Origin of the sequence: Paraburkholderia sediminicola (genome assembly GCF_046026675.1) — a bacterium.
Lineage (GTDB): Bacteria > Pseudomonadota > Gammaproteobacteria > Burkholderiales > Burkholderiaceae > Paraburkholderia > Paraburkholderia sediminicola_F.
The window spans coordinates 3,716,765-3,735,664 of the sequence record NZ_JAQQEY010000002.1; the positions used below are offsets into that span (position 1 = coordinate 3,716,765).

Consider the following 18,900-nt stretch of genomic DNA (forward strand, 5'->3'; position numbering starts at 1 on the left):
AATCATGTTCAAACCTCTGCAGCGCCGCACGCTGGTTATCACGGGAGTGGCCTTGCCCACTTGGGGCGGCGTCCCTGTTCTTGCTGTCTTGCGCCTATCGGGCAAGGAAAAGCTCGGCAAGCTTTACGAGTATACGCTGGACCTGACAACGATCGATGACCCGACACTTGGTGTCTGGCGTGCGAAAGAACTCGTTTCGCACGATGCGTTGGTCGGCAGGGAAGTCACGGTGTCGATTGAGTTCGAGGGTAAGGGCACGTTTGTTTCGGGGCTGCCAGGTCTTTCAGGTAGCGCCAATTTGGGTGCGGGTACGCGTGAAATTACCGGTCTCGTTACTGAGGTACGCTGCACGGGCGCAGATGACCGACATGTGTACTACCGGTTCACTGTGCGTCCGTGGCTGTGGCTAGCCACGCGTAACCGTGAAAACCGCATTTTCCAGAACCAGAATGTGGTCGAAATAACGGAGTCAATCCTCAAAGAAAGACGTTATCCGTTTCTCTATGAATTACGTCTGGCTGCACCCGGGCTCACTGGAGGATATCCGAAACGTGATTACGTCCGACAGTTCTGGCAGAGCGACTTCGTGTTTCTCTCAATGCTCTGGCGCGAATGGGGACTGTATTTTTTCATGGACGGCGCGACGCTGGTGTTGTGCGATTCTCCAGGCTCGCACCGGCCCCACGGCGAAGCGTATGCAACCATTTCCTACCATGCGCCGGACGGCAAGCACATCGATGAAGAACACATTCACAAGCTGGAGGTTTCGCGCGAACTAACGGCCGGCTCGGTCAGCTTGGTTGACTACGACCCTACCCGCTCGCGTGCGCGCTTAGGCGCCGTACAGGCTGAGCACAGCGACATCGCGTTCACCAACGCAGAGCATTACGGTTGGGGCGACTATTCCCAACCGCTTGCCGGCACGATGGGTCTGTCGGGCGAACCCAACGATTATCAACGGGAGGCCGAACACCTGGCGCGCGTACGCGTGGATGCGATGCGCTGCCGAAGCCTGCGCGCGCGCGGCACAGGCAACCTACGCGGACTTGTGACCGGACGGACGTTCACGCTACAGGGGTTTCCGCTAGAAAAAACCAATGCTGAGTATCTGGTGGTTTCGACACAGATCGACCTCCGCAATGTCGATGAGACAAGCCGCCGGCCCGGCGAAGATGCCCAGTACCAATGCGTCACAAACTTTGTGGTCCAACCTGCCAACACATTTTTCAAAAACGGGCAAAAGGCGAAGAAACCCCTCTGCAGTCCAGAAACAGCGGTTGTCGTGGGTCCCGACGATCAGGTGATGTGGGTCGACGGTTACGCACGTATCAAGGTCCAGTTCGTGTGGGATCGCCAGGGCAACCACGACCACAATTCAAGCTGCTGGGTGCGCGTGTCCTCGCCGTGGCAGGGAGCGGGGTTCGGGTCGATCTACATTCCGAGAATCGGACAGGAGGTCACGGTCAGCTATCACGAGGGCGACCCAGACAAGCCGTATGTCTCGGACCGAATGGTCAACCAGTTCAATCAGCCACCGTGGAGGCTTCCTGATAACCAGGCGCTATCCGGCACGCTTACTCACGAAGTCAACGGCGGGATGTCCAATAGCATAGTAGCAGACGACACGACCGGCAAGTTGCAGGTGCAGGTAACGAGTGATTACGCGCAATCGCGACTGGTACTAGGTTACAACACGCGGATTCACGGCGATGCGGGACGAGCGGAAGAACGTGGCGAAGGATGGGAGCTCGCAACTGATTCGTGGGGCGTCTTACGGGCCAATCGGGGCGTACTGATTACCACTGAGACTCGCCTCGGCGCGCAGGCTCCCGCCAAGGACATGGGCGAGACGGCACAGCGTCTGAAACAGGCAGGCGAACAACACGAAGAGTTGGTAAGACTCGCGCAACAACATAATGCCCAGCAAACCGGCGCCGATCAGCGCGACGTCGCAAGAACGATCCAGGCGCAGAACGCCGCGATACGCGGTAGCGCTACAGCGGACGGCAACGCGTTCGCCGAGCTTTCGGAGCCGCACGTGATCATTGCCAGTCCGGCTGGTATCGAATCCACCACGGCGCAAAGCACTCACATTGCGAGCGGAGAAAATCTCGCGCTGACGACTGGCGCTCACGTTGGCATCGCGACGGGCGGCGCGTTATTCGCAAGCGTCAGGACGGCTATCTCCTTATTTGTGCAGCGGCTCGGAATGAGACTAATAGCAGCGTCGGGCAAAGTCGAGATTCAAGCGCAATCCGACAACGTGGAGATTATTGCCAATCAGGTACTCAAGCTGATCAGCGCAAAGAAGAAAATCGAAATCACCGCTGCTGAGGAAATCCTGCTGAATGCCCGAGGCAGCTATATCAGGATCAATGGTGCAGGGATCGAACATGGCACACCGGCAAGGTGGATGGCGTATGCCGATGATCACAATACCGGCGGACCCAAAACGTTACCCGTGTCTGCTGTTCCAGACATGCCGAAAGCGTTTAGCAACCGGCTCGACGTCTACGACGTCTTTTGGTTGAAGAATTTCGAGCACGTCGAGTACGTTGCTCGCCGAGAGAATGGTGATGTCGTTCACGCAGGAACGCTTGACGAGGATGGGCGAACCCATCGCTTCTACACGGAACAATCCGAAAAAATTCAGATTCTTGTTGGCACGCAGGGCGGATGGCTGGTCGATGTCGAAGGGCGCGACGAAGGTGATCGGCGCAACAGCGTCAAAGACTCTTCGTCCAGCGACCACGACGAGTATCACTACGCCAATCTCAGTGCTTAACGCTCTTTCCGACTGCCCCAAAAAACCATGGCTATCTCCTGCAACCTGAACAGTTCACGTTCCGTCGTCACGGTCTATCTCAAGGATCGCTTTGGACAACCTATCCGGAACCTCAAAGTCGAAATCAAAGGTATTCAGAACAAGGCCGATACGGTCTATCACGCAGCCATGACTGACGCCAAAGGGCTCATTCAGTTTTCCGTGCAGAAAGGCGAAGACCTCTCCGTTCATGTCAAGCGTTGGACTGAGGAGAGCATGAAGGAAATCGCGCGGGTCAATGCAAGTCTGGAAGAGATCAGCTTTCGCCTCACCAGCCCGAAATCTCTCCATGAGACGCATACCAAGGTGGATGATCCGGCCAGCGGCGATTACTGGCGCGGTACTTACCGGGTCAAATCTCACGATACCCTCACAGGCATTGCCAGGAAATATCACACCAGTGTCGATCTGCTCAAGCATGTCAACCATCTGGCGTCCGATCTCATCAAAATCGGACAGGTTCTCAAGGTTCCGCCCGTCGAATCACGGAAGTCCTCCACGCCCGTGCCCAAAAAGCCGGTGCCCAAAGGTCACCCGCCGCAGACGGAGAAGGATAAGAATGCCAGTGGCGCGCCTACTACGACGCCCCGCAACGGACCCGCTCCAATTATTTTTCCGGTCAGGGTTCGTCCTTTGAATGACGAAGGTGCCATATATGGTTCTGAAGGTTGCAACTACACGTGGTCCAAACCGCTTGACAGCGGCGGGCATAATCAAGCCCGGTATGGCGCAAGGCGGGAAGGCGGCCACAGAAAACATGCTGGACGTGATTTGTATCTCGAAAAATATACCGAAATTGTAGCAATTGCTCCTGGCATTGTTATTAAATGCGAAAATTTTTACTGCGGAACGGATCAAATCAGTATCCATCACAAGACGATGGATGGTCGTGAATTTATCGCCTTGTACGGTGAAGTCCATCCCCCGTCCATCAATGTAAAAATAAATGATCGAGTTAATCAGGGGGACGTGATCGCAAAAAGTGGGGTCCTTATGCACGCCAATGGGACGCCTCTCCGCGTGGTTGGCAATGCGAATGTCTCAATGCTCCATTTTGAATCATATTCAGGTGAAAAAGGATTTTCTTCAAGTTCTATTTTGAATGGAACATCGTTGCCCGGAGATTACCAGCGGCGCTCTGACTTGACTGATTCTCTTGTCTTCCTACAGGAGGGATATCGAGCAACCTTTCTAGACGCCCTGCCTCTTTCAGTGACGGGAAGTAGAATTTCCATTACTCAACTCAAGGCTTCGCAAAAAGGCAAAGAGTTTATCAAAGGATGGGAAGGTGTTTTCTACGATGACAAAAAGGAAAATACATATTACTACGACGACAGCAAGGGATATTGCACCGTTGGTTGGGGCCATTTAGTGGCAAGAAAAAGCTGCGACACTTTGGGGTTCGTCGCCAAATCCAGCAAAATACCCTTAGACAAGGCGCAGGACCTATTCGACATTGATGTTGCAATCCACGAATGCTATGTTCGAGAAGCCATTTCCGCCCCTCTTTACCAACACGAATTCGACGCCTTGGTCTCGCTGGCATTCAATGTAGGCCATATAGCGAAGGTAGCGCCAAAACTCTGTCAAAAGCTGAATGGCTGCGACTATACGGGTGCCCCCAAGGAATTTCTCGATATTGAAAACAAAACAAGACGTCAAAGAGAGTACGACATATTTTGCCAATATGTTTACAACTCCAATCACTAACACGCGAGGATAACAAAACAATGATACGCACGAAAATTATCTTCATATTTTACGCACTTCTTTTTCTGCTCTGCTCTGATGTATGGGCCAAGGATATTTACACGTTGGTCGGTATGGCCCCCATCAATAAGGCTAACTTGAGCGCAACACCGAAGCTAGCCCTTCCAATCAATTTGTCTGCGTCCAGCACAATCGAAATCGGGAACGGGCATATTATATTCCATCACTATGGAACGTCATCCGGCGCATGCTCAATTTCAATTTCCGAAAATCTTTCCGCCGATAAATGGCCCATCGATTTTTACGAAAATGGAATTTTCGACAATCGCAAACAGCTAGATCGATTCCTTGAAGATAAATTTCACACAAACTCCAAAGACTGGAATTCATTTTATTTGATTGGCCGACTAAATTCGCCCAGTAAGTCGCCAAATTGCATTGATGCTCCAGGCCCCGCAACGATGCATGCGTCCAATAATGAACTGATTTTGGTGGATTTGCCTTATGTTTATTTATTTAAACAGATGACGGACCCTTTCAGGGATCCGACCGAAAGCTTCGATTGCAGCAAGGCGAGAACAAGCGTAGAGCATCTGATTTGCGGGAACCCTGACCTTTTGAAGCTCGACGCCATCGTAAATCGTGGGTTTGTAGGTATGCAGATGAGACACTCGAGGGAAATTTCCTATCAGGATCCTGTCAGAGTAAATCAGACTTACTGGCTTTCTCATGAGCGAAATAAATGCACGACAGTTGAATGCCTATCTGCAGCGTACAAGGCGAGAATTCAATACATAAAAGGACAAATATCGGATGAATTTCCGTCCTATCCCGCGGAAGAACCGTATCAGGAAAGTGACTAGTCTTCGCGTATTCGTCAGCGGACACGGTCCTTAAGAGCGTTGTCATTGCCGGAAGGACCCATCGGATAACGCGCGGGTGCCATTCTGCAGGGGCCAGGACGGGCTGTCTGTATGGCTTAAATCCGTCGCCCAAGTCGTCCGCTGCTGGCGGACGTTTTGAACGACTCCGCGCAGCAGACAGTCGGCCAGTACCCGTTGGCGTGTACAGCGGCGATGGCTGCGAGAAGGTTGCGCTGCATGCCCTGAATGACCAGCAGACTAGTTGTCGCCTGCCGCAACGAGGCGGAGGGGAGCGGTCGAGTGGTGCTGTCCGAGTTACTCGCCGTTCCTCCCGGATAGGTTCAGCGTCTCGTTATATGTGGTCGCGCCCACACGTGACCACGTGACCTTATCCCGCGAAACTCACAATCGAAATCTTTTAAATGATCAGTCAAACGAGTGAAGTCAACACGCGAGACGTGCCTTCCCCATTACTACATGGACGAAAGCAGCGCCCGGCGTCGCCGGCGACCGAGTTCCATGTTCGTCTGTCCGCAATTGAGCGCGCGACGAACCCGCTCCTAGAAGCGGCCCGCCCCCTGTTGCGTGCATTAGCCGACATGCCCGAGTACCTGGAGGCGGACGCCATCCCTGAACTCCGCTCACTACTCGAGCAAGAAGTCCGAACCTTCCACAAGCTCTGCGACCAAACCAACATCCGCCGCGACCACATGCTCGGCGCAAGCTATTGCCTATGCACAGCGCTCGACGAAGCAGCCATGCAGACAACGTGGGGGAAAGCCGGCGACAGTGGTGTCGAATGGATCACAACCGGCCTCGCCTCGACTTTCCACGAGGACCGCAAAGGCGGCGACAAGATCTACCTGCTGATCGGCCGTCTCATGACCGAACCAAAAGAACACATCGATCTTCTCGAAGTGATCTATCGCATTCTGAGCCTCGGGTTCCTCGGCCGCTATCGCTATGAAACAGACGGCCATCGCAAACACGACACTGTCCGTCAGCGTCTTTACAGCGAAATCACGGCACAGCGCGGCCCTGTACCGCCCGCGCTCTCGCCTCACTGGGAAGGCGATACGCGAGGCCGTAGTCGGCCGCTCTACGACTTTCCAGCCTGGATCACCGCGGTCTTGCTGTCACTGATCCTGCTCGCAATGTTCGGTTACGCGAAGTACGATCTGATGACGCTCAGCACCGCCGTGCAAAAACAGATCTCGGACATCGCCCGCATAACACCGCCTCCCGCACCGCCGATCCTCCATCTGAAAGAACTGCTTAAGGACGAAATTGCGGCCGGCAAAGTCAACGTCGACGAAGACGATCGCCACAGCGCGGTGACATTCCATGGCGACGACATGTTCATAGCCGGCAGGGCGACCGTCAACACATCAATGCAGCCGCTCATCAACAAGATTGCCGCCGAAGTCGTCAAGGTGCCGGGCAAGGTCACTGTCATCGGTCACACCGACAACACGCCGATTCGTAGCCGCACGTTCAACTCGAACCAGGCGTTGTCGGAAGAACGCGCCACGCAGGTGATGCAGTTGCTCCAGGACGCAGGCGTTCCTGCCAACCGACTCGAAGCGATCGGCAAGGGTGATGCAGCACCGATCGCAGATAACAAGACGTTCCAAGGGCGCGCGCAGAACCGCCGCGTCGAGATCAACGTCGCAGAATGACCGCCCAGGGCGGAATCGTAGGCTTTCGGGATTTGAGAATGAAGAAGTTATCGTTTCTGGTGTCGCGACAGTTTCTGGCTTTGATCGCGCTTATCGTCGTCGGTCTGGTGATCTGGTTTGTCGGGCCGCTTGTCGGCTTCGGCGGCATCAAGCCGCTTGCCAGCATCGGCATGCGGGTTCTGACAATCGCCATGCTGCTGGCCGGGTTGCTGTTGTGGCTGGCAGGCTGGTCGACGAGCATTGTCTTTGTGACGCTGCTATGCCTGCTGATCTGGTATGCCGCGCCGTTGCTCACTCTGGGACACGCGCAGCCGTTCGAACCGGAGTCGTCGCGCGCGATTGCGATTGCAATTGTGCTCGGCGTGTTCGCGATCTACTGGATCTTCCGCCTATGGAACCGGATGCGTACGGACGAGCAGTTCTTGTCGCGGTTGCTGGAATTTGGTGGCAAGCAGGAACAATCGCCCGCCGCCGAGCAACTAAGAGAAGTGAGCCGGATCGTCAATAGCGCGCTGGAGCGTTTGAAGTCGATGCGCACCAGCGCACGCGGACTCGGCCGCCTGTTCCAGGGCAAGCGCTATCTGTATGAACTACCGTGGTATATCGCGCTCGGTTCGAAAGGCAGTGGCAAGACCACAGCGATGCTGAATGCCGGACTGGCTTTTCCCGTTGCGGAACAGATGCAGCAGGCTGTCGGCAGATTGGGTAGAGATAGCAGTACCGAACAGGTTGACTGGTGGCTGACCAACGACGCCGTGCTGATCGACACAGCAGGACGGTACACACGCCATGACATGACTCACACGGGTAGCGAAGCGGCGGCGCCGGTTGAGGCCGACGTCAGCACGGGTGACATTAAGACCGATGCCACAGGCGATGCAAACGCCGGTCCGGAACCCGTCTCCCCGAACCACACCGGCAATCAACCCCCGAAGGGGACCGGCAAAACAGGCCCCGTTAATCCGGCTGACCTCGCTCGCGAAGCCGACAGCGCCGAATGGCTCGGCTTCCTCGCACTGTTGCGCAAAGAACGTCCCCGTACGCCCATCAACGGCGCAATACTGACGGTCGATCTCGCCGAACTGACCAGCGAGGACGAGCATGCCCGCCTCGCTGAAGCTGCAGCGTTGCGTGCACGACTGGCGGAACTGCGCACCGAACTGGGCATCCGCTTCCCCGTCTATCTCGTGATCACAAAGATGGACCGCCTGTGCGGTTTTAGCGAGTACTTTGGCTCGCTGACAGCCGAAGGCCGCTCGCAAACGTGGGGCTTCACGCTACCATACGGAAAGGAAACCATCGCAAAGGAAGGACTGCGTGCACGTTGCATGTCCGAACTGGGGTTGCTCGCCATGCGCCTTGCGGATGGCTTGAATATGCGTTTGCAAGACGAGTACGACACACAGAAACGCAGGAGACTGGCTGCGCTGAACGAGGAATTCGCAGCGCTTGTCCACCCACTGGGTGAACTGATCGATAGTGTATTTCTCGACTCGCGCTATGACGCGACCCAGCTTCATACAACACTGCGCGGCGTTTATTTCACCAGCGCGACCCAAGCGGACAGCACAATCGTTGCCGAACAACAAACGATCGTGCAGCGTCTCTGGAATGCGCTTGCGCGCGTGTCCGCGTCTCAGAAGCCAGCCACATCCGGTCACCTAAGTTACTTTCTGCAGGACCTACTGACGAAGGTCGTATTCCGCGAAGCACATCTGGTGCGGCCGAACCTGCGCTGGGAATTCCGTTTCCGGCTCCTTCGTATGGTCGGTCACGCGCTTGCGCTACTGACGTTTGCATGGCTTGCCAGCGGAGTGTGGGTAAGCCTCGCAAACAACCGCACCTATCTAGATGCCATTTCACACAAGGCTCAGACGCTATCGGCGAAGCTCACACAGCTTTACAAGGCCCCGAAGCCGGAAGCCGTGCCCGATACACTCACCGATGCCCGCTATCTCGCCACGTATCCTGGACTTGATCTGTCGGCGCCAGACAGTGCGTATCGCTACGGCCTTTTTACAGGCACGAACGTGGCGGCCGAAAGCCGTCATACCTATGACGCGCTAGAAGACAATCTGCTTCTGCCCCAAATCGTGCGCCGCACGGAGGCGGTGCTCTCGAAAGCAATTACCGGCAAAGATGCCAACACCGCCTACCAGACCTTGCGCGCGTATCTGATGTTGCAGGACAAGGCAAAGTACAACGCCGACGAAGTCAAGGCATGGGTACTGTCCGACTGGGCACGAACGGACAGCGCCTCGATATTCGGTGGACGTGCTTCAATGGTCGAACACGTCACGCAACTCTTCTCCGGAGAGCGCGTCGTGCAGTCACCGTTCGTCAGGAACGACTCGTTGATCCAGCAAGCCCGCGCGTTTCTCGACACGAACAATGCAACCCAGCGCCTCTATGAACGGGCTAAGGCGGCCATGCAGAAAGAGGCACCCGAGGAGTTCACGCTGCTGCGCGCGGTCGGGCCACAGGCGGGCACGGTCTTCACGCGAGTTAACGGTGAACCGCTTTCACGCGGCGTCCCAGGCCTCTTTACCTACGATGGTTATCGAAACCTGTTCGACAAACGGTTGCCGGAATTCGTCCAGTTGGCGCGCGACGACGATGCATGGGTGATGGGCCGCAGCTTGCTCGGCGATCCTCAAAAAAAAACGTCTGAAATTGTGAGCAGAGCCGGCGCGACTGACGATCCGCTTACCGGAGAAATTCGCCGGCAATATCTGATGGAGTACGCGCAACGTTGGGACACGTTCTTGTCGAGTATCCGAACGGTGACAGGGACCAGTCTCGCGTTCAACCTGCAGGTGTTGCGCAGCTTCGCGGCGCCTGACTCGCCTCTGTCAAGGCTCGCACGTGCGGCGGTCAGGGAAACGACGCTGACCCACGCATCGACTGGCGACGACAAGTCATTCCTGCAGAAGGCCGCGGGGCAACTGGGACAGAAGACCGATCAGACGCTGGGCATCCGCGCCGAGGAGCGTCTGGAGCGTGAAATGGTCGACGATCACTTTGCAGCGTTGCGCGAGGTAGTGACAGGCAGCGGCGACGTGCAAACTTCTGCGCAGACAGGTGCTCAGCCGATAGCACCGAGCGGCCCGCCACAACTCGATGGCCTCACAAGCCAGTTGAACAACTACTACACGGTATTGACGGTCGCCGACAATGCGCTGACCAACAACAGCATGCCTCCCGCCAGCGACGCCGCGGTGAAACTCAAGTTGACTGCAGACACGTTGCCTGCGCCATTTCGTGAAGTCATACAGGATCTGGCGATCCAGGGTTCACGTGAAGTCAATCAGGGCATTGGTCAACTGCTGTCGCGTCAAATGGTGGCGACGATAGGCGATGCGTGTCGGGTGACGGTCGACGGCAATTATCCGTTTGCATCCGAAAGCAAACAGGACGTGAGCACCGATGATTTCACGCGCGTATTCGCGCAGGGCGGCGTAATCGACGACTTCTTTGTGAAGACGCTGGCGCCGTTCGTGGACACGTCGGCGAAACCATGGCGCTATAAAACGCTTGCTGGCGCAACCGAGCCCGTGCAGGGGCCAAGCCTGGCGCCGTTCGAGCGTGCGAAGTCCATCCGGGATGTGTTTTTCACGGATCCAGGCCAGAAGAAACTAGCCTGGAAAGCCGACATCACCATCCCAGAACTCGACCCGACGATCACCGGACTCGTGCTCGATATCGACGGTCAGGGCGAGCAATACCAGCATGGACCCGTCCGGCCGTTCTCCATAACGTGGCCGGGGCCACGCGGCGGTGCGCATGCGGAAATTGCAGCGAACCCGCGCATTCGTCCCGATACCTCAACGATTTCGACCGACGGCCCGTGGGCGCTATTGCGTCTGCTAAGCAAAGGGACGCTGATCAATACAGCGACTCGTGGCCGCACGCGCGTTGAATTCGATTTCGACGGACGCAAGGCCGTGCTCGATATTGCGAGTGCGGGCAGTGTCGCCAATCCACTGACGGGCGATGTGTTGAGGGGGTTTCAATGCCCCAGTTCCATGGCGATGTTCAGTTTGCCGGATAGCGGGCCGCCGGTGGGGTTGCCGCCAGGGTTGCCGGTCACCCGGGCTGTGAATTGACATGGGAAATGACCGCCAAGGTTGTCGAAGAACAGTTCATTAGTCTCATGATTGCCCCTCAGATCTCCTGAGCCAATCCTGCGGCGTAGTTCGCGCAAACAAATCTCGCAGAGTTCAAGCAAGCACCGCCGTAGCCCGCATGGTCAAATAACCTTCATGGTCTTTGGCCCACAGGTCGACGGTCCTACCGTCGGCAGAAGGTTTGCCGCATACCGTAAAAGCCTGACCAGCGAAGGTAGGCCGCAGCGCCTTGTACGCGAAGCTTTGCACTACCGCGTCCAGCTGTTCGCGGCGTACCAGATCGACCAGTAGCGTCGCGATCAGCGGACCATGCACGATCAGCCCGGGATAGCCTTCCACCTCGGTCACATACGGGTAGTCGTAGTGAATGCGATGACTATTGAAGGTCAGCGCGGAATAGCGGAACAACATCACGGCGTCCGCATCGATCGTACGGCTCCACGTTTCGCCCTCGGGGGCGAGCGCCGCTTGCGGTGGTCGGGCGCCCTCTTGCGGCGCATCGCGATAGACAATGTCGTGCTCTTCTTCGAGCCTCAATTCGCCGTCAACTTCGATCGCGTGCTGCATCGTCACGAACACGAGGCGCCCCGAGCGGCCGGTCTTGTCTTCAATATTAGCGATGGTCGAGGTACGTTTCGCATGCTCACCGACTTTGAGCGGCGCATGGAACGTCAGGCGGCCACCGGCCCACATGCGGCGCGGCAACGGCACCGGCGGCAGAAAGTCACCGCGCTTCGGATGACCATCAGGACCGGCCTCGGACAGCGGCGCGATCGGCAGAAAGTACAGCCAGTGCCAGAGTGGTGGCACCGTATCGCCACTTTCTTCGCGGTCCAGGGTGGCGGCCATTGCCGTCAGAGGAAAGGCGGTGATGTCGTCTTCGGTCACCGTCTCCTTGTTGAGCCAGTCGTCGAGTTTCTCTAGGGAAGCAGACATGGGCAAAGTCTCCAAACACACTGATCGGGCGAAATAGGGTTTTACGATAACCCTTGCAGCAGGTTTCGCGAAGTTTGCATTTTCGAACCGGGCCTTCGCTTTTGCTTAAGACGCCCCGGACGCCGACGCGGCGGATTGCAGGGGCGCGGCCATAACAATACGGGAATTGGAGAGCAAGAGTCGGAGTGCGTGGCCGTGGGCGCGTGCTTACACTCGGTCATCGTTCGATGAATCGCCTTACGGAGAATGCTCATGAATACGGTCGCGAAGGATCTGCACTCGCAGTCGCCGGCGTTGGAACTGGAGTTGGAGCTGGGGTTCGAGCCCAAACGGAAACACACGGCAGCACCGAAGCCAGACACCGTCACCGGCTCGCTTACGCAGCGTGTGGACGCGATCGACTGGTTCGATGTCGAAGAAGAACTGAACGGGTATGGCTGCGCAATGCTGCGCAATCTGCTCAGTGCGCAGGAATGCGACGCGCTGAGCGCAAACTATCCGCGCGACGATCTGTACCGAAGCCGCGTCGTGATGGCGCGGCATGGTTTCGGTCGTGGCGAATACAAGTACTTTGCGTATCCGCTGCCACAGCTGGTCGCGGAGTTACGCGCCGAGCTTTATCCACGTCTCGCGCCGGTCGCGAATCGCTGGAACGAGGCGATGAATATCGGCGTCCGCTATCCAGCCGCTCACGGCGAATTTATCGAGCGCTGTCATGCTGCCGGCCAGCTGCGTCCGACGCCCCTGATTCTTCAATACGCCAAGGACGACTACAACTGCCTGCATCAGGATCTATACGGCGAGCACGTGTTCCCGCTTCAAGTCGCGATTCTGCTCTCGGAGCCGGGCCAGGATTTCACGGGAGGTGAGTTCGTCATGACGGAGCAGCGTCCGAGGATGCAGACACGCACGGAAGTTGTGCCGCTCGGCAAGGGCGACGCGGTGGTGTTTGCGGTTCACCACCGGCCGGTTCAGGGCACACGCGGCGTGTATCGGGTGAATCTGCGGCACGGCGTGAGCCGCCTGCGGTCGGGTCACCGGTACACGCTCGGGGTGATTTTCCACGACGCGACCTGATTGCGTTCCACACGATGCCCCCGTCCAGGCGGGACGCGCCGCCAAGCCGCGGACCGGTCGCGCCTCGCCCTCCATCCGGTATCGGCCACTGGGCGCCGCGTAGCTCCGTCCACGGCGCTCCAGGACTGCTGCGCCGCCGCAAAAATTCGACAACCGTGTTTTTGACCAGGTATCATCCGGGAAAACCCGAACCCGCCGGATGCGCTGCGTCACCCTTTGCAGCGCGTCAGGCGTGCCTGTTCGAGTGTTATCGCCCGTCGTTGGACGGGGCTTCCAGCCGGTGATCCCGGCACGGCAGCCCCATTCGACGATACGAAGGTGGCAGGCTCGCACGCCCGCCCTGTCGCAATCGGCCAAAAGCCGGTGGCGGCCATTTAGCCTGGATATCATCGATCATGATTGCTGTCGCGTTTTCGCGCGTCGCCGACCGCCTGCTGGTTGCGGACCCGGGACTCGTGCGTCTCCATACCGCGCTGCGTGTGGCGCTTGCCTGCCTGCTAACCGGCATTGCCAGTATCGCGTGGACCGTCTTTCATCACCAACCGATTACCCTCGTCGCGCCCGGCATCCTCTTTGCGATGGTGGCGCCCTTATTCGTGCGCGATGCACGGCGGCCTGCGTGGTTCGGCACCCTGCTCTGTCTTTATCTCTGCGCCTGCCTGTGCTTTGCCGCAGCGAGCGTACTGAGCCGTTATCCGCTCGCTGGAGATGCGGGCTTCCTGGTTGTGACGTTCGTCGGCATGCTGGTCCAGGCCTGTGGTCCGCGTGCGCTGGGTTGCGCGATGCTGGGCGTGGTGTGCTTCTACCTTGGGCTGTATCTGCATCCTTCTTCCCTGCATCTTGTGCAGTCTCTCTTGCTATCAGCGTTCGGCCCGCTGATGGTCACGCTGGTCGGCCGCGTGATCGTGCCGATGCGGGCGACTGCCAGTTTCCGGCTTGCCATTCACACGGTGACGTTGCGCGCCTCGCGTGTACTCGCCGCACCAAGCGCGGCGCACCTGTCAGCCTTGAACGAAGCCGCGCTCTCGCTTGAAGAACAACTGGCGTTGCTGAATCAGCCCGATGCCGAGACGATTCGTGAGCGAATCGTCGAAATGGAAGTCGCGGCGGGACAGCATGCTTTTGCTTCAGCGCCTGCACATGGCGGCGCCCATGCAAGCGCCGACGTGCTGCATCACGCAATTGTGCGGCTCAAGGAAATTGCGCATCAAGGCCATGTGCGCGGCGCTTCGCCTTTATCGGCTGGCGCTACGAGTGCTCAGTCCGCGGCGTCATGGCTTGCCGATTTGCGCACCAAACTCTGCTGGCTGCCCGCCACGCGCGCGACAACCGCGGCCTTTCTCGCGATGCTGATCGGCCACTTGCTGTCTCCCGAGCGCTGGTTCTGGGCGGTCATCACGACGTTCGTGGTGTTTCTCGGCACGCGGTCACGCGCTGACACGGTCTACCGCGGCGCACAGCGCCTCGCCGGAACGCTGGCGGGCGCGTTAGTCAGCGTGTTGCTGGTCGCGCCGCTGCACGACTCGTCCGTGTTGCTCGTGGCTACGATGGTGCTGTGTGTATTCGGATGGGCTTACTACATCCTGAGTGCGTATGCGCCGGGGGTGTTTTTCATTACCGTGCTCGTCGGGCTCGTTTACAGCGAGTTGGGCTTCGCAATGGGACCGCTGGTTGAACTGCGGATCGAAGAAGTGCTGGTCGGTTGCCTCGTGTCGTTTGCGGTCGCGATTTTGATGATGCCACTTGCGGCGACCCGGCACGTAGAGACGAGGCTTGGGGCTGTGCTTGGCGCACTGCGCGAAGTGGTGAGGCTAGCTGGCTCGACTGCTCAAGCGCCCGAGACGGCGTCGGTCATGCGCAAGCTCGATCGTACCTGGCATGATCTGCGGATCGCGTTGAAACCACTGCAGACACAGCGGGTGGTGGTGTGGAATCCCGGCATTGAACTTGCCACCGCTTCGCTGCTGTGTTGCTTGCACTGGGCTCGGGTGCTGAGTGATCCTTCAAGGCGAGTCACGTCGTTGGAAGATGTGTCGCTCAATGCAGTGGATGTTGGCGCTGCGCATGTGGAATCGATCGTTGCGCGGCTGGATTCGTTGATCGCCCGCTATAGTGGCGGAGCGGCGGTGGCGAGTTCTGCACATGACGAGTTGGACGAGCGCGTGCCGGTGACTGCTGCCGTTGACGTCGATCCGGCAAAGACACCAGCGCTCGCTCAACTCGATGGAGCCGTCGCCCAGTTGTTTGATCGGCTAACGCAGCCGGTTACCAAAGCGCGGAGCGTGTTCAATTGGGCGCTTAGAGGTAGAAGCGCGTAAGCGGCGACGGGATCTGGATTTTGTTTGTCCACGGCGTTAGGGGATGGTGGCTGTTGTGAACTTGTCCACAGAAAATGTTCGCAAGCCTGTGGATAACAACCCCACAACAGCGCCAACTGCTTGATCCACTTCACTTCCTTAGCGCTGCACGCTGCCCGCCGAAAGGCGGTTCCCCTCACCCCGCGGCGATCTCGAACCACGCGCCATGCGTGCGATCTCGGTCGAGCACCCGCAGCTGCGCTTTGCCATCAGCGCGCAAAGCGACACCAAACACCCCTTCCCCACGCGTGGCGAGTTGTCGACGCAACGCAGCGCCTTCGGTGGCAACGCTCGCGGCATCAACATGCACGGGGCTCAGCAACACGACCGACGTATCACCAACCCACACCGTCGCCGACACCGCTCCTAGCCCTGGCAAAGCCACCGTCCGCGTCTCCCCCTCACCGATACCAAGCAACGCCCGATACCGCTGCAAACTCGCCTTCAGATCATCCACAGCGACCGTCAAACTCGCGACCCCTCGCACGCCGTTCGCATGTTCACGCACCGCGCCTTCTGCCACGCGCAGATCACGCGGCGTGATATCCCCGCACAGAAACGGCAAATCGCTGGTCTGCGGCCGGCCGGTCTGCCACTCGAGCCGCGCGCCATCCGGACGCACACGCCCACCCGCCTGCGGACCGTCATATTGCAAGCCGCGTCCATGCGCGGCGTCGATCACAGCACCCACGCTCGACGGCAACAACGCGTAATCAACAAATCCATCGCCGTGACGCTGTCCCACATCCCACCAGCGACGCTGCGGCGCCGCCTGCAAAAAGGCGATCAGCTCGATGTAACTGCCGTCGGCGAAACCGATCAACGCGTTATGCGTCACGCCATCGGCATGTGTACCGCCTTGCTGCACGGTGAAACCCAGCGCGGTGAAATCTTCAATGGCCTGCGTCAGGTCGTGGACGCGAATGACGATGTGGTCGAGTAAAAGGCTCATGGCGCAAAAGTCGTGAATGTTGTGAATGATCGGAGAGTTGGACGGCCAGCGGAATGCCTACTTCTGCGCAACCGTCGCCTTACTCTCAAGCAATGCCCACTTATCGTTCTTCACCACTACGTTGATGTTTTTCACGCCGATCACACGACGTGTCGCCGGATCGAAATTGGCCTTGCCGAACACGACGCTCGGAATGTCGTGCAGCTTCGGCAGCGCATCGCGCACGGCTTTGCGGTCGGGGCCACTGGCGCGCAGTGCGTAGGCGGCGATGATGACGGCGTCATACGCATAGGCGTTGAACGCGTCCGGCTCGCGGTGGTATTTCGCCTCGAAGCGTTTGACGAAGCTTTGCACTTCAGGCCCGGATTCACCGGGAAAGAAGCTGGTATTCGTCGCCACGCCGTTGACTGCCTCCCCGCCGAGTTCGAGGAATTTCGGCGAATACACGGAACTGGCCGCGGCGATCGGCAGGTTGATGCCGCTCGTCCTCGCCTGGCGGGCAATCTGCGCGCCGTCAGAGTAGTACGAGATCAGCACAATGCCGTCCGGGTTCGCAGCACTCACACGCACCAGCGTCGCGCGGAAATCTTTCTCGGCCGACTGATAGCCTTCGGCCGCAACGACTTGCGCGCCGCGTTCATTGGCGGCTTTGACGAAGACGTCCTTGCTGGTGCGTCCCCAGTCGGTGTTCAGATAGAGCACGGCGATGCGCTTGAGGCCGAGCGTTTTCACGGCGAGGTCGGCAAGCAACGGCTGCGCGTCGGCCTGGCTGACCGACGGGCTCCAGATGTAGTCGCCGCCTTTGGTAAAGTCAGGATGCGAGTTGGTGAAACCGAGTTGCACGAGGCCGGCATGCTGATAAATTGGCGACGCCGCCATCGAAGCCGGACTGGAGAAGTCGCCGAGTTCGATCAGGATGCGCGGGTCGTTGACGAACTTCTGCGCGATCGTGATGGACTGGCGTGGGTCGCTCTGGCTGTCCTCGAAGACGTAGTTCAGTGGACGCCCGTTGATGCCGTTGTGGCAGTTGATCTCATCCAATGCAAGATCGAAGCCGGCTTTCCATTGCGCGCCGTACTGAGCGTTCTGGCCTGTCAGCGGGCCGCTGACGCCTATCAGGATCGGATCGCCCGAAGGTGGCGCTGCCAGAGCCGATGTTGCCGTCGTTATTGCCGACGCGGCCAGCAGCAGAAATGCCGCGAAGTGAGAGGCCCATGATGGGCGCAGGCTTGATGTGTTCGACATGGCTCCAGGCTCGGTTTGCTTGAGATTGGAGTGAGTGTCGGATTTGCCCCGGCTTCGGGCAACCAAGCGATTCGCATAACGTTATGCGGCCATGGAACTTGTCCACAGAAAATGTTCATAGGGTTGTTGATAACAACGGGGCTTCGCACCTAAGTGCTTGACGCAGATCGGTTTGTTGCTTGCGGTGCGGGGGGACGCAACGATGATCGCCTACGCGGTTCGCGCGGACCGACGCATTGCGAAGGGGCGGCTTATCCACAGAAAACGTTCACAAGCCTGTGGATAACATTCCGGCAAACGCGCCAAGTACTTGATGTATTTGGCTTCTCTCGCGCTGCACGCCGGCGTGACCGGGGCGCGCGGGGTCACGCCGTTCACATCAAAGGTAAGCGGACTTCGCGGCGCTGCGGCTCGCGGGAGCCAGCAATTTGCTTCGCTCAACGAGGGCGCCGAACAGCAGCCCAACGGTCGTCCACATAATCACCTGCATGCCGATGGCCGCGACGCGGAACTTCCACAACAGCACCGCCGGGAAAGCCGCCGGCACTTCGTTGATCGTCGGCATCGACAGTTGCACGGCAGCAATGATCACGACGAACACCAGCCCCGCCACAATCGAGCCATTCCAGGCGCCCAGCTTCAGCGCCGCGCGGCGTCGAATCTTCAGCGAAAACACCATTGCGGCCAGCGAGATCGCAATCATCAGGAAGAACAAACCGGTCCGCATCCCGATCGTCTCGGGGTCGCCCACCGAGGGTGGATTCGCCGGGTACTTGATGTTCGGGACAATCACCAGCGTGATAAATGCGCCAAGCGCGAGCCATGCGGACAACGCGCGCGCACTCAGCGCGCCGACGCGGCCATACGCATACGCAAACACCAGCGAGAACAGCCCACCGAACGCGGCGCCGTACGTGACCACGCCCGTCAACAATCCCAGGCCCGCCTGGGTGCCGCGGCTCACCAGTTCGGGTTCGGGCGCCTCGCCTTTAGCGGCGTCGGCCTTTTCCTCGAAGGAAATCGCCTGATCGACCTGCGGTTCGCCCACTAATCTCGCGAAGCCGAACGTGAGCAATCCCGCGGCGATGCCTGCAAGCATCCCGCGTACCAACAATTTACCGACCATGTTC

General features: G+C 58.4%; 11 protein-coding genes. 7 read left to right on the forward strand and 4 right to left on the reverse strand.

What is annotated here, in order from left to right:
• Nucleotides 1-4: 4 nt before the first annotated feature.
• The 5 genes from PQQ86_RS36350 to tssM all read left to right on the forward strand — a co-directional run bounded on the left by PQQ86_RS36350 (nt 5) and on the right by tssM (nt 11,182).
• Nucleotides 5-2,785, forward strand: coding sequence for a type VI secretion system Vgr family protein (locus PQQ86_RS36350; protein ID WP_408278422.1), 2,781 nt, complete (start codon nt 5-7; stop codon nt 2,783-2,785).
• 27 nt (nt 2,786-2,812) lie between these two features.
• The gene (locus PQQ86_RS36355; protein ID WP_408278425.1) at nt 2,813-4,534 is read left to right on the forward strand and encodes a glycoside hydrolase family protein; all 1,722 of its coding nucleotides are present in this window, start codon (nt 2,813-2,815) and stop codon (nt 4,532-4,534) included.
• A gap of 20 nt (nt 4,535-4,554) precedes the next feature.
• Complete coding sequence (locus tag PQQ86_RS36360; RefSeq protein WP_408278427.1) at nt 4,555-5,397, forward strand: lysozyme inhibitor LprI family protein; 843 nt, start codon at nt 4,555-4,557, stop codon at nt 5,395-5,397.
• A gap of 422 nt (nt 5,398-5,819) precedes the next feature.
• Nucleotides 5,820-7,076, forward strand: coding sequence for a type VI secretion system protein TssL, long form (gene tssL, locus PQQ86_RS36365; RefSeq protein ID WP_408278430.1), 1,257 nt, complete (start codon nt 5,820-5,822; stop codon nt 7,074-7,076).
• A gap of 38 nt (nt 7,077-7,114) precedes the next feature.
• Entirely contained in the window at nt 7,115-11,182 is a 4,068-nt protein-coding gene (gene tssM, locus PQQ86_RS36370) for a type VI secretion system membrane subunit TssM (RefSeq protein ID WP_408278433.1), read from the forward strand.
• Between the two features lie 114 nt (nt 11,183-11,296).
• On the opposite strand, the gene PQQ86_RS36375 is transcribed toward tssM, so the two are convergent.
• Nucleotides 11,297-12,139 (reverse strand): HTD2 family dehydratase, encoded by an 843-nt coding sequence (locus PQQ86_RS36375; protein WP_408278436.1) that lies wholly within the window; start codon nt 12,137-12,139, stop codon nt 11,297-11,299.
• A 252-nt stretch (nt 12,140-12,391) separates the two neighbouring features.
• Between PQQ86_RS36375 and PQQ86_RS36380 the strand changes: the two genes are divergently transcribed.
• Both PQQ86_RS36380 and PQQ86_RS36385 read left to right on the forward strand, forming a co-directional pair.
• Nucleotides 12,392-13,216, forward strand: coding sequence for a 2OG-Fe(II) oxygenase (locus PQQ86_RS36380; RefSeq protein WP_408278439.1), 825 nt, complete (start codon nt 12,392-12,394; stop codon nt 13,214-13,216).
• Nucleotides 13,217-13,611: 395 nt separating this feature from the next.
• Nucleotides 13,612-15,534 (forward strand): FUSC family protein, encoded by a 1,923-nt coding sequence (locus PQQ86_RS36385; RefSeq protein WP_408278442.1) that lies wholly within the window; start codon nt 13,612-13,614, stop codon nt 15,532-15,534.
• 175 nt (nt 15,535-15,709) lie between these two features.
• Here PQQ86_RS36385 and PQQ86_RS36390 read toward each other — a convergent pair whose 3' ends face one another.
• The 3 genes from PQQ86_RS36390 to PQQ86_RS36400 form a co-directional block, all read right to left on the reverse strand.
• Complete coding sequence (locus tag PQQ86_RS36390; RefSeq protein WP_408278445.1) at nt 15,710-16,525, reverse strand: VOC family protein; 816 nt, start codon at nt 16,523-16,525, stop codon at nt 15,710-15,712.
• Nucleotides 16,526-16,582: 57 nt separating this feature from the next.
• Nucleotides 16,583-17,770 carry an ABC transporter substrate-binding protein gene (locus PQQ86_RS36395; protein ID WP_408278447.1) on the reverse strand — a complete coding sequence of 396 codons (1,188 nt, stop codon included), beginning with the start codon at nt 17,768-17,770 and terminating at the stop codon, nt 16,583-16,585.
• A gap of 379 nt (nt 17,771-18,149) precedes the next feature.
• Nucleotides 18,150-18,896: a CbtA family protein gene (locus PQQ86_RS36400; RefSeq protein WP_408278450.1), complete on the reverse strand. Its 747-nt coding sequence runs from the start codon at nt 18,894-18,896 to the stop codon at nt 18,150-18,152.
• Nucleotides 18,897-18,900 lie beyond the last annotated feature (4 nt).

Coding starts and splice junctions, on each gene's coding strand:
- PQQ86_RS36350 (WP_408278422.1), top strand. CDS start 5: ATGTTCAAACCTCTGCAGCGCCGCACGCTGGTTATCACGGGAGTGGCC.
- PQQ86_RS36355 (WP_408278425.1), top strand. CDS start 2,813: ATGGCTATCTCCTGCAACCTGAACAGTTCACGTTCCGTCGTCACGGTC.
- PQQ86_RS36360 (WP_408278427.1), top strand. CDS start 4,555: ATGATACGCACGAAAATTATCTTCATATTTTACGCACTTCTTTTTCTG.
- tssL (WP_408278430.1), top strand. CDS start 5,820: ATGATCAGTCAAACGAGTGAAGTCAACACGCGAGACGTGCCTTCCCCA.
- tssM (WP_408278433.1), top strand. CDS start 7,115: ATGAAGAAGTTATCGTTTCTGGTGTCGCGACAGTTTCTGGCTTTGATC.
- PQQ86_RS36375 (WP_408278436.1), bottom strand. CDS start 12,139: ATGTCTGCTTCCCTAGAGAAACTCGACGACTGGCTCAACAAGGAGACG.
- PQQ86_RS36380 (WP_408278439.1), top strand. CDS start 12,392: ATGAATACGGTCGCGAAGGATCTGCACTCGCAGTCGCCGGCGTTGGAA.
- PQQ86_RS36385 (WP_408278442.1), top strand. CDS start 13,612: ATGATTGCTGTCGCGTTTTCGCGCGTCGCCGACCGCCTGCTGGTTGCG.
- PQQ86_RS36390 (WP_408278445.1), bottom strand. CDS start 16,525: ATGAGCCTTTTACTCGACCACATCGTCATTCGCGTCCACGACCTGACG.
- PQQ86_RS36395 (WP_408278447.1), bottom strand. CDS start 17,770: ATGTCGAACACATCAAGCCTGCGCCCATCATGGGCCTCTCACTTCGCG.
- PQQ86_RS36400 (WP_408278450.1), bottom strand. CDS start 18,896: ATGGTCGGTAAATTGTTGGTACGCGGGATGCTTGCAGGCATCGCCGCG.